The following is a 14,526-nucleotide window of genomic DNA, read 5'->3' as shown; positions in this document are numbered from 1 at the left end:
ACCGGAGTTGCAACTTTGGCGAGCTTCTTGCAGCAAGTTCTGTGCCGCTTTTTCATCAGATTGATTTTAAGCGGTGATAAACGTGCAACTCAGGTCACATTTAACATGGTTGCACAAAGTTGCAACATGAGTGATAGTGCAGCCCACGCTGATGTCGAATCATATTTTTGAGGACGAGGAAATCATGGGAACCACCACCATGGGGGTGAAGCTGGATGAAGCCACCCGCGATCGCATTAAACTGGCGGCAGGTAAAATTGACCGCACGCCACACTGGCTGATCAAACAGGCGATTTTTAACTACCTTTCGCAGCTGGAAGCCGGTGAATCTTTGCCAGAAATTCCCCTGCAGCTTGCCGATGCCGCCAGTGAAGAAGGCACGCCAGACGAGTCATTCCAGCCCTTCCTCGACTTCGCTGAACATATTTTGCCGCAGTCGGTCACGCGCTCAGCCATCACCGCTGCGTGGCGTCGTCCGGAGACCGATGCGGTACCGATGCTGCTGGAGCAGGCGCGTCTCCCTGCCCCGCTGGCCGAGAAAACCCATCAGCTTGCTTACAGCCTGGCGGATAAGCTGCGGCACCAAAAAGGTGCAACCGGACGCGCCGGAATGGTGCAAAGCCTGTTGCAGGAGTTCTCCCTTTCTTCACAGGAAGGCGTGGCGCTGATGTGTCTGGCGGAGGCGCTACTGCGTATTCCCGACAAACCAACCCGCGATGCGCTGATTCGCGACAAAATCAGTAACGGTAACTGGCAGTCGCACCTCGGCCGCAGCCCGTCGATGTTCGTCAATGCTGCGACCTGGGGATTGCTGTTTACCGGGCGTCTGGTATCGACCCACAATGAAGCCAATCTGTCGCGTTCGCTTAACCGCATTATTGGCAAGAGTGGCGAACCGCTGATCCGCAAAGGTGTGGATATGGCGATGCGTCTGATGGGCGAGCAGTTCGTCACCGGCGAAACCATTGCGGAAGCACTGGCCAATGCGCGCAAGCTGGAAGAGAAAGGCTTCCGCTACTCCTACGATATGCTGGGTGAAGCGGCGCTGACCGCCAGCGATGCTAAAGCTTATCTGGTGTCTTATCAGCAGGCGATCCATGCCATTGGTAAAGCTTCCAATGGTCGTGGCATCTATGAAGGTCCAGGCATCTCGATCAAACTGTCGGCCCTGCATCCTCGCTATAGCCGCGCGCAGTATGAGCGCGTGATGGAAGAGCTGTATCCGATCCTCAAATCACTGACCTTACTGGCGCGCTCTTACGACATCGGTATCAACATCGATGCGGAAGAAGCAGACCGTCTGGAACTCTCGCTCGATCTGCTGGAAAAGCTGTGCTTCGAGCCGGAACTGGACGGCTGGAACGGGATTGGCTTTGTCATTCAGGCATATCAGAAGCGCTGTCCGTTTGTGATCGACTCCCTGATCGATCTCGCCCAACGCAGCCGCCGTCGCCTGATGATCCGTCTGGTGAAAGGCGCGTATTGGGATAGCGAAATCAAACGCGCGCAGATTGAAGGGCTGGAAGGTTATCCGGTTTATACCCGTAAGGTGTACACCGACATCTCTTACCTGGCTTGCGCCCGCAAACTGCTGGCGGTACCGAATCTGATCTATCCGCAATTTGCCACCCATAACGCCCACACGCTGGCAGCAATCTATCAGCTGGCAGGCAATAATTACTATCCGGGTCAGTACGAGTTCCAGTGCCTGCACGGCATGGGCGAACCGCTGTATGAGCAGGTGGTCGGCAAAGTGGCAGACGGCAAACTGAACCGTCCGTGCCGTATCTACGCACCGGTCGGCACCCATGAAACCCTGCTCGCCTATCTGGTCCGTCGCTTACTGGAAAATGGGGCCAACACCTCGTTTGTTAACCGCATCGCGGATAACACCCTGCCGCTGGATGAGCTGGTTGCCGATCCGGTTTCTGCGGTGGAGAAGATGGCGCTGACCGAAGGCGCAGTCGGTTTACCGCATCCGAAAATCCCGCTGCCGCGCGATCTGTATGGTGAGAAGCGCGCCAACTCAGCCGGTCTGGATTTGGCGAACGAACATCGTCTGGCGTCACTCTCCAGCGCCCTGCTCAATAGCGCCAGCCAGCCATGGATTGCCCAGCCGTTGGTCGAGGGTGAGCTGGGTGACGGCGTGAGCCGTCCGGTACTCAACCCTTCTGCGCCAGCCGATATGGTGGGCAGCGTGCGCGAAGCCAGCGAAGCAGAAGTCTCGGAAGCGCTGGATGCCGCAGTGAATGCCGGTCCAATCTGGTTTGCCACCCCGCCACAAGAACGAGCTGCGATTCTGGAGCGCGCCGCCGAAGCGATGGAAGGCCAGATGCAGCAGCTGATTGGCCTGCTGGTGCGTGAAGCAGGTAAGACCTACAACAACGCCATTGCCGAAGTGCGCGAAGCGGTCGATTTCCTCTATTACTACGCCGGTATGGTGCGTGATGATTTCGATAACGAAACCCATCGTCCGCTCGGCCCGGTGGTGTGCATCAGCCCATGGAACTTCCCGCTGGCGATCTTCACCGGTCAGATTGCTGCAGCACTGGCAGCCGGTAACAGCGTGCTGGCAAAACCCGCTGAGCAGACGCCGCTGATTGCCACACAGGCGGTACAGATCATGCTGGATGCGGGCGTACCGTCAGGCGTGCTGCAACTGCTGCCAGGCCAGGGCGAGACTGTCGGTGCACAGTTAACGGGTGACGAGCGAGTACGCGGTGTGATGTTCACCGGTTCCACCGCCGTCGCGACGCTGCTGCAACGCAATCTGGCGGGTCGTCTCGATCCGCAAGGCCGCCCAACGCCGCTGATTGCTGAAACCGGCGGCATGAACGCCATGATCGTGGATTCCTCGGCGCTGACTGAGCAGGTGGTGATCGATATCGTTGCCTCCGCCTTCGACAGCGCCGGGCAACGTTGCTCGGCGCTGCGTCTGCTGTGCGTACAAGATGATGTCGCCGATCACACCCTGAAAATGCTGCGTGGCGCGATGGCCGAATGCCGCATGGGCAATCCGGAACGTCTCTCAACGGATATCGGCCCGGTGATCGATGCCGAAGCCAAAGGCAACATCGAGCGCCACATTCAGGCGATGCGCAATAAAGGTTTCACCGTGTATCAGGCGGCGCAGGACAATCCGCAAGACAGCAAAGAGTGGACCAGCGGTACCTTTATCAAGCCAACCCTGATCGAACTGGGTCAGGTCAGCGATCTGGATAAAGAAGTGTTCGGCCCGGTGCTGCACGTGGTGCGTTATGCGCGTAACAACCTGCCACAGCTGATCGATCAGATTAACGCCTCTGGTTACGGTCTGACGCTGGGTGTGCATACGCGTATCGATGAAACCATCGCGCAAGTCACGGCTAGCGCTAAGGTCGGTAACCTGTATGTGAACCGCAATATGGTCGGCGCGGTCGTCGGCGTGCAGCCCTTTGGTGGTGAAGGTTTATCGGGTACCGGTCCAAAAGCCGGCGGTCCTTTGTATCTCTATCGCCTGCTGGCAAACCGCCCGGACAATGCACTGCGTAAGACCTTCGATCGTCAGGATGCCGAGCGTCCGGTTGACAGTTCCGTGCGTGCTGAGCTGATGAGCGCGCACCAGGCATTGCAGAGTTGGGCGCAGGATAAACCCGAGCTGCTGGCACTCTGTCAGCGTTATGACGAGCTGGCGCAGGCGGGTACGGTGCGACTGCTGCCGGGTCCAACCGGTGAACGTAACACCTTCACGCTTCTGCCGCGCGATCACGTCCTCTGTATTGCGGATAACGAGCAGGATGCACTGACGCAACTGGCGGCAGTGACCAGCGTGGGCAGCCAGGCGCTGTGGCAGGATGATGAGTTGCATCGCGCGCTGCGCAAATCTCTGCCTGCGGCCGTACAAAAACACGTAGTGCTGGTGAAAGATGTGCTGGCAGCCGGGTTTGATGCGGTGATCTATCACGGGGACGCGGATCAATTGCGCGTGCTGTGCGAGCAGGTTGCCGCGCGGGACGGTGCGATTGTTTCGGTGCAGGGCTTCGCGCGTGGCGAAACCAATCTGCTGCTGGAACGTCTGTTGATAGAGCGCTCACTGAGCGTGAATACCGCCGCAGCGGGTGGTAACGCCAGTTTGATGACCATTGGTTAAAAAGATAAGGGCCCAAACGGGCCCTTTTCCATGACGCGCCGCGACGAATTTACCTATTCGTTGCGGCGTTGTTCTTGAGGCTTTGTATTTACGCCGCAGACTTGTTGCGCTTCATGCCAATCAAGGTCGGGAAAACAAACAGCGACTGCCCCAACCCACGATTGGTGACAGACCACACCGCCACCGACAGCAGCGAGCAAATCCCCACAATCGCAACCGGATAGAAACACGCCCACAGCACGGAGAACCACGCATAGTCAAACAGATGATGGCGCTGAGCGAACAGAATCGCTGACATGCCAAAATACTCAATGAAAATGCGATGAATCACGTAGATTTGCAGGGTGTTACGGCCAATCCAGTTAAAGTACGTCATCTTAAAGTGCGCGTTGAGCCAGCGGCAGGCCGCCACACTCGCCAGCACCGCGATGATGCACAGGAACAGGCTCTTATCCAGACCGAAGATGATGTGAATCCCTGAGACCGCCGCCAGCAGCGCCCATGGCACGAGATTTTCACGACGCCATTCGCTCATACGCAGCATCAGCGGGCTCCAGAACGCGCCCAGCAGGAAGAACAGGAAGTACTGCGCCACGCTTTGCGGTCCCCAGTATGGAATGATCTTCTCCACCGCCAGATAGTTAAGCGCAATCGCGACCACCAGCAACGCCACTTTCTGTTTGTGGAAGATCTTCGCACACAGGAAATACAGTGCCAGTCCGTACAGATACCACGAGGTGCTCATCGCCATAAACGTCAGCTTCAGGAACTCAAACAGTGAACCCGCATAGGCGGCATTCAGATTGTGTGAGATACGCTGGCCGGTAATCTCTGTCGAGATACCCACAATCGACCACCACTGAATAAAGCCCCACAAAATATAGAGATAGAACAGATTGGTAATACGACTGGTAAATACCTGCTTCCAGGGACGATTAAGAATCCCGTTGGTTGCCAGCAAGCCCGAAACAAAGAAAAAGGCTGGCATACGCAGCGGAGATAAAACGGTATTAAACTGCACCCATATTTCTGCCGGTATCCAACCCGCCGTCAATAATTTCACCGTTCCTTCAAATCCGGGCAATACGGTGTGGTACAACACCACCAGCAATATGCAGGCCCCTTTCAGGGTATTGACCCATGCAATATCTTCTTTCCTGGCGTTATTCATATGATTAACTCCCGCTGCTGTGTAGGTCTTTAAGGAGAAGTATGAGGAAATAAACAATGATGCATTTCTGGTTATTCAACGATTATTAAACAAGCTGGCGGGGGATGACTCTAGCGAAAGTCCTAAAAGTTTTTTACTGGTCCTGATATAACAATACTTTACAGTTCCAGACATTAATCAAATGCTAAGCAGGCTAACAATATCTTCCCATATTAGAGTCACTAAGGGCATGGCGAGGGAAATAAGGTTAGCAATTAATACAGGGAAATTAAGAGCAATCCACCACAAACAAACCAAATTAAAATCAAATTTTATTCGGATAATTATGAAATGTGGCAGATGGATAAACGCGGATATTAATATTGTGCTAAGCGAAAATAATTAGGGCCAGCGAACTGGCCCTATTTGATTATTGCAGCGGTGCCGCTTTTGTCTCTGGCACTGGTTTTCGCAACAGTCGCGGATAGAGGAATAACATTCTGCCTGGACCGCGATTCAGCAGTGACCACACCGCCAGGGAGATCGTCACGCAGAGCGCCACGCCTGTTATCGGCATCAGCAGCGCCCATGCCCAACTGAAGGCCGCATGACCAAACCAGCCGTAATGCAGCGCCAGGGCAATCGCGCTCAGTCCCAGCAACTCAATGAAGATGCGGTGCAGGACATAAATCTGCAGCGTGTTACGGCCAATCCAGTTCAGCCACGCCATGTTCAGGCGCTCATTGAGGAAACGGCACACAACGATACCAAACACGATGGTCAACAGACTGTAGAACGGATTTTTATAGATCCCCCCCACATGATGCACCACGCCAATTACCGCGATGCCTGCCAGCAGCAGCCAGTGTTGGCGCTTAAGCTGGCTGATCTCAATCAGAGACTGGCTGAAGAACACCCCAAGCAGGAAGTAGAGATAGTTTTGCGCCACGCTGGCCGGGCCCCAACCAGGGATCAGGCTAAACTGCGCCGCGTAGGTCGCGACAATCGCCAGTGCCATCAGCGCCATTTTCTGGCGATGGAACAGCTTGGTGAACAGGAAGAAACCCGCCAGCGCGTACAAATACCACAGGCTGGTCATGGAGGTCAGCAGCAGTTTAAGGAACTCAAACGGCGTGTCGGCATAGGCAGCGTTTTTGGTGCTGGATAGCCGCTCACCGAGGTGCGTGGAGATATAGTGAATGCTTAGCCACTGAATCACTCCCCACAGCAAATAGAGATACACGATATTGCTGAACTTCTTGGTGAACACCTCTTTCCAGTTCTTCTTGACGATCGAACTGGCCGCCAGCAGGCCCGAGACAAAGAAAAAGGCGGGCATACGCAGCGGTGAAAGATAGGTATTGAAGGTCACCCACCAGTGAGCAGGCACCATACCGGCCGTGAGGTGATGCAGAGAGGGAGCGAAAGTGGTGATGATCGAGTGGTGCAACACCACGAGTAAGATGCAGGCCCCTTTTAGCGTGTTGATCCAGAGGACTTCATTTCTGGCATGTGTCATTTTATGATCCTGATTGCGCCATGAATTTGTAAAGAATTATTTATATTTACAAAAATGTCTCAATCGGGGGCGTCTTAAAAATCATTCTGCCTGTTGCCAGTAAAATTCTGCTGACAATAAAACATTATTTTTCAGTTGGTTAATTGAAAGTTCTTTGGCAATTTTCAGAGGAAACTGAGAGGAAGAATTCAGACAGGAGAAGAGAAAGCGCCGTCAGTTCCAGACGACGCTTGAGACTATTGGTTAAGAAACTTGTCAAGAAATTGCCGGGTGCGTGCCTGCTGCGGATGGCTGAACAGCTCTTTCGCTGCGCCCTGCTCCACGATACGGCCCTGATCCATAAAGATCGCTCGATCGGCCACGTCACGCGCAAAACTCATCTCATGCGTGACGATCACCATGGTGCGCTTCTCCTGCGCCAGCGCGCGAATGGTATTCAGCACTTCGCCCACCAACTCTGGGTCCAGCGCCGAAGTCGGCTCATCAAACAGAATCACTTCCGGGCGCATCGCCAGCGCACGCGCAATCGCAACACGCTGCTGCTGCCCACCGGACAGACGACGCGGAAAACTATCCTCTTTGCCGTGCAGACCGACCTTTTCCAGTAAGCTGCGAGCGCGGGCAATGGCTTCCGCTTTCGGTTCACCCTTCACGATCACCGGCCCTTCAATGATGTTCTCCAGCACTGAACGATGCGGGAACAAATTGAAGTTCTGGAACACGAAGCCCACCTGCTGACGCAAACGGCGAACCTGCTCCTTCTGCTTATTAAGCCCGATACTGGCATCAATGGTGATATTACCCACCGTGACGCGACCGCTATCGGGCACTTCCAGCAGATTGATACTGCGCAGCAAGGTGGTTTTCCCCGAACCGCTTGGCCCAATAATCGCCACCACTTCGCCCGGTGCCACATCCAGATCGATGCCGTGCAACACGGTCTGGCCGTGGAACTGCTTGACCAGCTGACGTACTTCAATCGCACTCATTTTGCCTCCCGATCCTGTCGATTCACATGCGCTTCCAGGCGATTTTGCAATGCCGACAGCACGGTCGCCATGATCCAGTAAATCAGCGAGGCAGCCAGATACATGGTGAACACTTCCAGCGTACGTGAGGTGATCAATTGCGCCTGACGGAACAGTTCTGGCACCTGAATGGTGGCCGCCAGCGAGGTGTCTTTCACCAGGCTGATAAAGCTGTTACCCAGCGGCGGCAAAGCAGTGCGCGCTGCTTGCGGCAGGATCACGCGGCGCAAGGTTTGCCATGGCGTCATGCCGATACTGGCCGCGGCTTCCCACTGTCCACGTTCGATGGCAGCAATCGCACCACGCAGTGATTCAGAGGCGTAAGCGGCGGTATTGAGTGACAGGCCGATCATCGCTGATGGGATAGGATCCAGCTCGATACCGAACTGCGGCAAGCCGTAGTAAATCATAAACAGCTGGGCGATCAGCGGCGTGCCACGGAAAATAGACACATAGATACGCGCCAGCCAGTTTACTGGCCAGAAATGTGACAGGCGCATCAGCGCCAGCACAAAGCCGAGTACCAGACCGAAGAACATCCCGCCGATACTCAGCTGCAGCGTGAACAGCGCGCCTTTGAGTAAGAATGGTGCTGAATCCAGCACCAGTTGTAAGCTTTCCTGCATTATTTAGTGACGTCCGCGCCGAACCATTTCTCAGAGAGTTTGCTCAGCGAGCCATCTTTCTGCATATCAGCAATCGCCGCATCAATGGCTTTCAGCAGGTCGTCATTGCCTTTACGCAGCGCCACGCCGGATTCCAGACGGGAGAAGGCCGGGCCCGCAACCGCCATGGTATCACCGGTTTTCTTCACCAAATCCAACGCCGCTAAACGGTCCACCAGAATGGCATCAACACGGCCTGAACGCAGATCCTGGTATTTGGTTGGGTCATCATCATAGGTACGGATATCGACGCCTTTGACGTTGTCACGCAGCCATTGCTCGTAGTTAGAGCCAAGGCCGACACCGACTTTCTTACCAGAGAGATCCTCTGGCTTGGTGATGCTGCCGGCATTTTTCTTCATCGTCAGCGCCTGAACGCCAGAGATGGTGTATGGCGTAGAGAAGTCATACTTCTTCTTACGCTCGGGTGAAATCGTTACCTGATTGATCACCACGTCGATACGCTTAGAATCCAGTGCCGCCAGCATGCCATCCCACTTGGTCGGTTTCAGATCCGCTTTGACGCCAAGGTGTTGCGCCAGCTCTTGCGCGAACTCCACTTCGAAACCGGTCAGCTTGCCGCTCTCATCCTGGAAACTGAACGGCGGATAGGTGCCTTCCAGACCCACGCGCAGCTCACCTTTACTCTTCACCTGTGCCAGCAGATCTTCTGCGGCGAACGTTTTAACGTTAACGCCCGCGACCAGCGCGACCGCCATCATGCCCATCACCAGTTGGCGACGAATTGGATAGAAAGCCATGTTTACCCCATTTATTGTGATGTGTTGTGTGCTATGAAGCAGCGAAACCGGGGTTTGCCGCCTTTTCGTTATTGGCGCTGCATTCAGGCCCATTTCAGGCCAGAACAGCAACTGCCGGATTATAAACCTTTTTTATCTTAGCCTTAGACCGAAGGATGATAAGCAAATAACGCAGGCGCGCCGCCAGTATGAATAAACAGCAGCGGCCCTTCACGACGGAAGCGATTCTGGGCAATGCCATCAATCAATCCGGCCATCGCTTTACCGGTGTAGACCGGGTCCAGCATGATGCCTTCAAGACGCGCCAGCAGTTTCACCGCTTCCATGCCTTCATCATTAGGTTCACCGTAACGCGGCGCGAAATAGTCATCCCAAAGCGTGATCGGCGCGTGCGTCTGCACTTCCAGCTGTTCAGCCAGCGCGCTGCGGATGCGCTCTACCACCGGCAACTGCGCGTCGACTTTGCGTGAAACCGTCACGCCGACCAGCTCGGTATTGGGCAGCAACTGCTCCAGCCCCACCGCTAAACCTGCATGGGTGCCGGCGCTGCCCGATGCCACCACCACAGCGGCGAAATCCACCACGCCTTCGCTTTGATGCGCGATCTCCTGCGCACACTCCACGTAGCCGAGCGCGCCCAGTGCGTTGGAACCGCCAACCGGCACGATATAAGGACGGAAACCCTGAGCTTCGAGACGTTCAGCCTGTTCGGCCAGCTGTTCAGTGGGATTGTGCAACGCATCGACCATCACCACCTCGACGTCCATCAGATCGAGCATCAGGCGATTGCCGTTGGTGAGGTAGTTTTCTGAGGTCGTGCCAATCGGATTTTCCAGCAGCGCCACACACTTGAGGCCAAGGCGCGCCGCCACCGCCGCCGTCTGGCGCACATGGTTGGATTGAATCGCGCCCGCCGTCAGCAGAACATCCGCGCCCTCGCGCAGCGCATCGGCCGCCAGGAATTCGAGTTTGCGCAGTTTGTTGCCGCCCATCGCCACAGGCGTGAAGTCATCGCGCTTGATAAAGATATCGCGACCGAGATAATCAGAAAGCCGTGGCAGATGCTCAAGCGGCGTAGGTGCACCGAGTAATTCAAGACGTGGGAACTGGTGCAAGAGATGTAAAGACAATGCAGCCTCCATTCGGGCAATGTGCAATTATCCATACAGTGTTGCAGAAGATGAGACAAGTCGCACCCGGAATTCTGCGAGTGCGGCCCCTGTTGCTGCTATGCTCAGCAACAACAAGGGCAGGATCACAATCAGCCCTGCTGCCAGCCTAAAAACTGGTCATATTTACGCAGTGCGATGCGGTAATTGTTGTTACCCGCATCCGGCAAATCGTTTTCCAGACATTCATGCCAGCTGTTGCCCCGTAATCTGTCGGCCGGGAAATTTTTCGCTTTCAGCATGTCATCAAGACGACGCAGCCGCACCACATACTCGCGAATGGTGCTGTGACTCATCTCGGTCTGCTCAAACAGATACTGTTTGAACGCCATAATGTCGAAGTAATTAGGATGGGTATTACAAAAAATATCGCTGCAGAAACGACATAACGCGGTCAGTTCCGGCTGGAGTTTCATCCATACCTGGTCATCAATCATCTGGTCCATCCGCGCGATGGCCTCTTTATTGATGATCTGTCCACGAAACACTAACGCCATACGATCTAAAACTTTGCCACAATGTGAACAGTTGCTTTGGCTGTGTTTATAGTCTTTAAGATAACGACTTAAAGGTCTGGCTTTGGCTTTGGCTCCCATTGCTGAGTCCCCGGTATTTTTATTTTTTCGATGCCAGGTACTGAGTCTGTCAGCGCGCCCCCGCTAACCGGGCACGCAGGCGTTTAATCGCCTGACTGTGCAGTTGACTGACGCGGGATTCCCCCACTTCCAGCACTGCGCCAATCTCTTTCAGGTTCAGTTCTTCCTGGTAGTACAGTGTGAGCACTAATTTTTCACGATCGGGCAATGCCTCGATGGCTTCAATCACGCGATCACGCAGGTTTCCTTCCATTAACTGATGAAGCGGGTTGGCTTCTTCATGCCCATCCGTCACCAGCTCCGCGCTGTCACCGTGTTCTTCCCGATACTCGTCGTAGGAGAAGAGTTGGCTGTTATTGGTATCGAGCAGAATCTGCCGATACTCTTCCAGCGAAACATTCAACTGTTCAGCCACTTCCTGCTCAGTAGCCGAGCGCCCCAACGCTTGTTCTACCTGATGCATCGCACCGGCCACTTCGCGCGCATTACGACGCACGCTGCGAGGTGCCCAGTCGCGGCTGCGCAGTTCATCCAGCATTGCGCCCCGGATACGCTGCACGGCATAAGTGGTAAAGGCGGTGCCTTGCAGCGCGTCGTAGCGCTCCACGGCATTTAATAAACCAATGCCACCGGCCTGCAGCAGATCGTCAAGCTCAACGCTGGCTGGCAGACGTACCTGCAAGCGCAACGCTTCGTGTCGCACCAGAGGAACGTAGCGCTGCCAGAGCGAATGTTTATCCATCACGCCTTCGGGCGTATAGAGATCGTTCACGGTGACTACCCTGCGTTAATAAAGTTATCGGCATGATTATCCAATTCTGTAGGGGTTTCGATTGGCAGAATAGGCGGGCAAAAGCGAGGTTATTTCAAATTTGTTATGGATGGCGGTGGATCGCACCGCCAGATTCACTGCCGCTAGCGCAGATTACGCAGCCGTTCCCGCGTGCCGGGCGGCACGGCGTCCCACAATGCACAGGTTTTACCATCAAGAGCCTGATAAAAATCGCTAATCGGCGCTTCAGTTTCCAGCAGTGGATTAAACAGCACCTGTCCGGTTTCCGCGTCGATACTTATCATTTTATTGATAAACAAGCGCTGTAAGTCGCTGCGCAGGAACAAGCCGTTATCGACGCTGTTATCGGCAAGAAAACCTTCTTCATTTTCCTGTGTATCGATATAGCAGGCCTCCACCCACGGCCAGCTGTGGCGTTCCGTAAGCTGCGTGCCCGTGATAATACAGGCGCCGTAGCGCGCTTTAACGGCTGAATTAAACTCTGCCTGGCTGGCACGCTGGAACACTTTCGCCTTTACGCGCCGCCCGACTTCTGCGCCTGGCATCACCGCCGTCGGCACTTTATGCTGCGGCGTACTCAGCACCACCAGAAACTGAATTTTGCGCGACAGCGGGAAGCAAGGGTGTGCATGCGGGTCGAACAGCTGCCAGTACTCCTCCTCTTCCGTCTGTCGCATCAGCACTAGCTTGAAGCCCCGGCTGGTGAGCAGGTTCTGCGCTTCTGCCGAATTCGGATCCAGCATGGCGTAAACCTGGGTTTCACCCACCACCTTCCAGCGCCCTTCCTTCTTTATTTCATCGTTACGGCGGAAATAAAGGAAAGCTTGTTGGCTTTTGAGATAGTGCTCAAAACGGCGCAGATAGTTTTTGCGCTCGTTATCGTCAGAGACGAACAGCAGATCCTCCAACGGACTGTTGATCTCCTCCTGCGCGAACACCGCGCGGATCACCAAATTGCGAAAGCTGGTCGACGGGCTCAGTAACCCGCGTGCGGTGAGTTCTTTCTCATCAGGATGCTGCTGCGCATAGCGCAACGCGATCTCTTCGAAGGTCAGTAGCTCACCCGGTAACAAGTCATAATTGAAGCGCATAGACACCCCAGAAACAGAAAAAAGTCGTGCAAAAAATGGGAATGATTCTGGGGTAGTTATCGGCATTTCAGCACCGGACTGTAACAGGTTGGTTACTTTTTTGGGGGTTATAGGGTGCTGGGGGAAATCGTGGTGAAAAGTGACAGATAATTTGGTTTTGGGCAGAGGCAATAACTGGTGAAAAGCACTCGAAAAACCTCGCTATTCAACAGATCAACTCCCAACCTTAACACCTAGAATCGGCGAATAGCGATTTTCAATCCTCATAATCATGTAAACCTATCTCACGGGGATAACCTCACATGGATATAAAATTAATTCGTCTACAGACCCATGGTGATGAACGCGGCTCGCTAATTTCTCTTGAACATAACAATAACATTCACTTTGATATCAAGCGGGTATATTACATGTTCAATACCCGCAATGATGTGCGTCGAGGTTGCCACGCTCACCGTAACCTGAAGCAATTAGTAATCGCGGTGCGTGGTTCATGTCGATTCATTTTGGATAATGGGCATGAGCGGATTGAGCTATTACTGGATAATCCTGGGCAGGGATTATTACTTGATTCTTTGATTTGGCGGGAGATGCACGAGTTCAGTGAAGATTGTGTACTTATGGTACTTGCGGATCAGGTTTATGATGAAACAGACTACATACGAAGCTACAGCGATTATGTCGAAATCATGAGAAGAGAATTCTGGAATGTTACAGCCTAATTGGATTTTCACTCATGACCAATTCATGAAACCTTGCTATCGTGTAAGTCCATTTTCAACTACTGACATTGCTTTAAATTCGCAACTGCCCCGATCAAATTATATTGATGCGTGGTTCGATGAAAATTTTTCCGCATACAACCCCTTTTGGACACTGAAAGCACGAGATGGTATTACGCTTGCTTTAGAAAGTTTAAAACCCACACCACAAAGTGTGGTCACAATCATTACCAGCAGTCAAAATAAATATATTAGCGGGTGTGTAACTAAAGCAATTGAGAGCATTTGCAATTGGAATCGTAAGATTACTGATGACACCTGTGCGGTCTTATTAATTCATGAGTTTGGTAAGAGAATTGAAAATTCAGAGAGCTACTATCAACTTAACTTACCGATCATAGAAGATTTCGCACATGGTTTTTTATTACGCCCGCCTGTAACTCATCAGGCAGATTTCATTATCTATAGTTTCCCAAAGTATTTCCCGATTCAGTATGGCGGAATGTTACTGACTAAAAATAAATTACATAGTGACTACAAACTTGAGAGTGAAACGCTAAGTTATCTAAAAAAAGTCTTATCCTGCCACATTAATCATATTGATGAATATCGCCAAGAGCGTCTCAACAACCAAAAGTATCTTAGCGAAAGATTCCTCGAACTGGGCTGCTCAAGTTATTTTTCCTGGCAAGATAATGAAACGCCCTCTGTTTTCATGTTCGCTCCTCCAAAAGGAGTTGATTTGATTGCATTGAAGGAATTTATGCAACAGCAAGGGATTGAGTCGAGTGTATTCTATGGTGAACATGCATTTTTCATTCCGCTGCATCATCGATTAAAAAAAGTGGACCTTGACTACTTTATTGCAGCCTATAGTAATTTCTTGATAGCCAGAGAGTAAAA

12 protein-coding genes are annotated in these 14,526 nt (G+C 53.1%); 3 read left to right on the top strand and 9 right to left on the bottom strand.

Translation table 11 applies throughout. The features are described from left to right. The first annotated feature begins 184 nt into the window (after positions 1-184). Entirely contained in the window at positions 185-4,129 is a 3,945-nt protein-coding gene (gene putA, locus ACCW76_RS08550; protein ID WP_436338329.1) for a trifunctional transcriptional regulator/proline dehydrogenase/L-glutamate gamma-semialdehyde dehydrogenase, read from the top strand. Between the two features lie 88 nt (positions 4,130-4,217). Here the strand turns inward: putA and ACCW76_RS08545 are convergent, their stop codons facing one another. The 9 genes from ACCW76_RS08545 to ACCW76_RS08505 all read right to left on the bottom strand — a co-directional run bounded on the left by ACCW76_RS08545 (position 4,218) and on the right by ACCW76_RS08505 (position 12,901). Beyond that, complete coding sequence (locus ACCW76_RS08545; protein ID WP_182057367.1) at positions 4,218-5,300, bottom strand: acyltransferase family protein; 1,083 nt, start codon at positions 5,298-5,300, stop codon at positions 4,218-4,220. Between the two features lie 409 nt (positions 5,301-5,709). Next, on the bottom strand, positions 5,710-6,798 hold the full coding sequence (locus tag ACCW76_RS08540; RefSeq protein ID WP_436338328.1) for an acyltransferase family protein: 1,089 nt from the start codon (positions 6,796-6,798) through the stop codon (positions 5,710-5,712). Positions 6,799-7,034: 236 nt separating this feature from the next. Next, positions 7,035-7,787: an L-cystine ABC transporter ATP-binding protein TcyN gene (gene tcyN / locus ACCW76_RS08535; RefSeq protein ID WP_436338327.1), complete on the bottom strand. Its 753-nt coding sequence runs from the start codon at positions 7,785-7,787 to the stop codon at positions 7,035-7,037. Next, positions 7,784-8,452, bottom strand: coding sequence for a cystine ABC transporter permease (gene tcyL, locus ACCW76_RS08530; protein ID WP_436338326.1), 669 nt, complete (start codon positions 8,450-8,452; stop codon positions 7,784-7,786). The genes tcyN and tcyL overlap by 4 nt, the downstream gene beginning before the upstream one ends. Continuing rightward, the gene (gene tcyJ / locus ACCW76_RS08525) at positions 8,452-9,252 is read right to left on the bottom strand and encodes a cystine ABC transporter substrate-binding protein (RefSeq protein ID WP_436338325.1); all 801 of its coding nucleotides are present in this window, start codon (positions 9,250-9,252) and stop codon (positions 8,452-8,454) included. The genes tcyL and tcyJ overlap by 1 nt, the downstream gene beginning before the upstream one ends. Positions 9,253-9,395: 143 nt before the next feature. After that, the gene (locus ACCW76_RS08520) at positions 9,396-10,382 is read right to left on the bottom strand and encodes a D-cysteine desulfhydrase (protein ID WP_038650031.1); all 987 of its coding nucleotides are present in this window, start codon (positions 10,380-10,382) and stop codon (positions 9,396-9,398) included. A gap of 131 nt (positions 10,383-10,513) precedes the next feature. Next, positions 10,514-11,017 (bottom strand): flagella biosynthesis regulatory protein FliZ, encoded by a 504-nt coding sequence (gene fliZ / locus ACCW76_RS08515; protein WP_034824353.1) that lies wholly within the window; start codon positions 11,015-11,017, stop codon positions 10,514-10,516. Positions 11,018-11,066: 49 nt separating this feature from the next. Beyond that, complete coding sequence (locus tag ACCW76_RS08510; protein WP_034824356.1) at positions 11,067-11,789, bottom strand: RNA polymerase sigma factor FliA; 723 nt, start codon at positions 11,787-11,789, stop codon at positions 11,067-11,069. 143 nt (positions 11,790-11,932) lie between these two features. Further along, complete coding sequence (locus ACCW76_RS08505; RefSeq protein WP_436338324.1) at positions 11,933-12,901, bottom strand: HNH endonuclease signature motif containing protein; 969 nt, start codon at positions 12,899-12,901, stop codon at positions 11,933-11,935. A 302-nt stretch (positions 12,902-13,203) separates the two neighbouring features. Here ACCW76_RS08505 and ACCW76_RS08500 point away from each other — a divergent pair, with 302 nt between their 5' ends. Continuing rightward, a complete protein-coding gene (locus tag ACCW76_RS08500) occupies positions 13,204-13,623 on the top strand; it encodes a sugar 3,4-ketoisomerase (protein ID WP_436338323.1) in 420 nt (139 codons plus the stop codon). Then, on the top strand, positions 13,610-14,524 hold the full coding sequence (locus ACCW76_RS08495; RefSeq protein WP_436338322.1) for a hypothetical protein: 915 nt from the start codon (positions 13,610-13,612) through the stop codon (positions 14,522-14,524). The genes ACCW76_RS08500 and ACCW76_RS08495 overlap by 14 nt, the downstream gene beginning before the upstream one ends. Positions 14,525-14,526: the final 2 nt, after the last annotated feature.

The organism is Pantoea sp. C8B4 (genome assembly GCF_051336905.1).
Taxonomy (GTDB): Bacteria; Pseudomonadota; Gammaproteobacteria; order Enterobacterales; family Enterobacteriaceae; genus Pantoea; species Pantoea rwandensis_B.
Note: the sequence above shows the minus strand (reverse complement) of the source record. Positions and strands in the feature narration are given on the sequence as shown.